This window comes from Streptococcus sp. 400_SSPC (assembly GCF_001072745.1).
GTDB lineage: Bacteria > Bacillota > Bacilli > Lactobacillales > Streptococcaceae > Streptococcus > Streptococcus xiaochunlingii.
This window is the reverse complement of sequence record NZ_JVIQ01000052.1, coordinates 1-2,660: the sequence shown is the minus strand read 5'-3', so window position 1 is coordinate 2,660 and position 2,660 is coordinate 1. Positions and strand designations below refer to the sequence as shown.

General features: G+C 38.3%; 3 protein-coding genes and 1 other RNA gene. All 4 read left to right on the top strand.

Annotation, left to right across the window (positions count from 1 at the left end; all coding sequences use genetic code 11):
- Nucleotides 1-187 precede the first annotated feature (187 nt).
- The 4 genes from ADH49_RS06825 (at nucleotide 188) to ssrA (ending at nucleotide 2,614) form a co-directional block, all read left to right on the top strand.
- Nucleotides 188-517, top strand: coding sequence for a metal-sulfur cluster assembly factor (locus ADH49_RS06825; RefSeq protein WP_006596590.1), 330 nt, complete (start codon nucleotides 188-190; stop codon nucleotides 515-517).
- Between the two features lie 155 nt (nucleotides 518-672).
- Complete coding sequence (locus tag ADH49_RS06820) at nucleotides 673-1,380, top strand: ABC transporter ATP-binding protein (protein ID WP_048691014.1); 708 nt, start codon at nucleotides 673-675, stop codon at nucleotides 1,378-1,380.
- Nucleotides 1,381-1,389: 9 nt separating this feature from the next.
- On the top strand, nucleotides 1,390-2,190 hold the full coding sequence (locus ADH49_RS06815) for a hypothetical protein (protein WP_048691012.1): 801 nt from the start codon (nucleotides 1,390-1,392) through the stop codon (nucleotides 2,188-2,190).
- A gap of 76 nt (nucleotides 2,191-2,266) precedes the next feature.
- Nucleotides 2,267-2,614, top strand: a transfer-messenger RNA (tmRNA) gene (gene ssrA / locus ADH49_RS09600).
- Nucleotides 2,615-2,660: the final 46 nt, after the last annotated feature.

Below are 2,660 nucleotides of genomic sequence, written 5' to 3'. Positions count from 1 at the left end.
GGGATCTTTTTAACGGTTGCCTAGAAATGGAAAAGCAACCCATGTCCAGTGGACATTTTTAACCCGAGCTAAGAAATTAAATAGCGAGGCTGGTCCGGGGGACCTTTTCTAAGGCCCTTTGAATCTAGGTCTTGCTGTAAACAAAAAATTCTTCCTGGGGTTGAACCGAGTGAAGAAGGAGTGAAGAATGAGTTATACGACAGAAGAAATCGAACAAATTAAAAACCGTATTCTTGAAAATCTAGAGCAGGTCATCGATCCTGAATTAGGTATTGATATTGTCAACCTCGGTTTGGTCTACGAAATTCGGTTTGATGGTGAAACCGGCGAAACAGAAATCGATATGACCCTAACCACCATGGGTTGCCCATTAGCAGACTTGCTGACGGATCAGATTTATGATGCCTTAACAGGAATGGAAGAAGTGACCAAGGTTGATGTGAAATTGGTCTGGTATCCAGCTTGGACGGTTGAGAAGATGAGTCGCTATGCGCGGATTGCATTGGGAATTAAATAAATTGTTTTAAAGGAGGGACAGATGTTCCTCTTTTTTTAGTGAAGATGGTTTGGATGTCAAATAGTACGAACATTCTATCTTCTTTTACGATTATATCTTGCAATCACTTCTTAGTAAGGTTATAATAGAATCATTATTAAATTAAGGAGAAGATTATGAATCAGTACCCTTTGGTCTACTTAGACCATGTTCAAAAAGTGTATGGTAAGCACATTGCCTTATATGATGTGAGTGTCAATATTCAACCGGGTCGTATCATTGGTTTGTTAGGACCAAACGGAAGTGGTAAAACAACCATCATTAAATTAGTGAATGGGCTTTTGCAACCTACTTCGGGAAATGTTTATATCCATGGTGAAGTGCCGTCTGCAAGAACCAAACAAGTCGTTTCTTATTTACCAGATACAACTTATTTGGATGAGAATATGAAGATTTCAGAGACTCTTCGTTTCTTCCAAGACTTCTATAAAGATTTCAATGTGCAACGTGCCTATCAATTGTTGAACGACTTACAATTGCACCCAGAGCAAAAGTTGAAACAACTCTCTAAAGGGAATAAAGAAAAAGTTCAATTAATTTTGGTCATGAGCCGTGAAGCGGATTTGTACATTCTCGATGAACCAATTGGTGGAGTGGACCCTGCTGCGCGTGACTACATTCTTAGAACCATCATTCAAAATCGTCGTCCAAACTCATCAGTATTGATTTCAACCCACTTGATTGCGGACGTTGAGCAAGTCTTGGATGAAGCACTCTTTATCAATCAAGGTCGTATTCTGTTGCATGAAAACACAACTGTTCTTCGTAACCAATACGGTAAATCGATTGATGAGATCTTCCGTGAACAATTTAGAATGTATTAGGAGGCTCTTATGTTTGGGAAATTAATGAAATATGAATTAAAAGCAACCTATAAGTGGTATCTCATTATTTCGGGTGTGCTTGCTATTCTCGCAATTTTTGCTGGTTTATTAGCTTCTAGTGTTATTACTGGCGCAGCAAGTTATACAGCAGATACAACCTATACGATTGTGGGAATTGTTGTTCTGGTTATTTTTGCGGGTTACATTGGGTTGACCTTGACCAACTATATCATTATTATTCGTCGTTTTTATAATAATATTTTTGGTCGAGAAGGTTATTTGACGTGGACTTTGCCAACTAGCTCTCATACCGTTTTACTTGCAAAAGCTACATCTGCTTTGATTTGGAGTATCTTCTGTTTTATTAGCTTGGTCCTTTCTTTGGTTATTTTCCTAGGTGTAATTGGACTTTCTCAACAACAGAATATCTTTGAGGTGCTTGGTCTACTTCTTGAACGTATTGGTGGCCCTCTGTTTTGGCAAACCTTATTTTTCCAATTGTTAGCAACCATTTCAGGGATTTTGATGCTCTATTGTGCGATTTCACTGGGCCAACTTTTTATTAATCATCGTGTCGTAATGGCCTTTGTCTTTGGTTTTATTCTTTGGGTTGTTCTTAGCATCATTGGAAGAATGTTTCCTACTGTGGAGTTAACCAGCCTTTCATATCTGTCAAGTGGCTATTATGATACCCTTAGTGATGTATTGGCTGTTAACTTTATTCCGGCTTATATCTATGAACTAGTGAAAATTGTAGCGATGTACTTTACAGTTCATTATGTAACAAAATTCAAATTGAACTTGCAATAAGAATGAAAGAGGGAGGAATTCCTCTTTTTCTTTTGCCATTTTACCCAAAAAATGATAAACTTGAGTATATCATTTTGGGGTCGTTACGGATTCGACAGGCATTATGAGGCATATTTTGCGACTCGTGTGGCGACGTAAACGCTCAGTTAAATATAACTGCAAAAAATAACACTTCTTACGCTCTAGCTGCCTAAAAACCAGCAGGCGTGACCCGATTCGGATTGCTCGTGTCTGATGACAGGTCTTAATTTTAGCGAGATACGATCAAACTTTGTCTAGCAGTTTGATAAGAGATTAATGGACTCGCAGTTTCTTGGCTTGAGTTATGTGTCGAGGGACTGTTAAACCAATACATAACCTATGGTTGTAGACAAATATGTTGGCAGGTGTTTGGACGTGGGTTCGATTCCCACCGGCTCCATATATACTTTCTAAAGTTTTCTAAAACTTTCTAAAACGTTGTAAATACA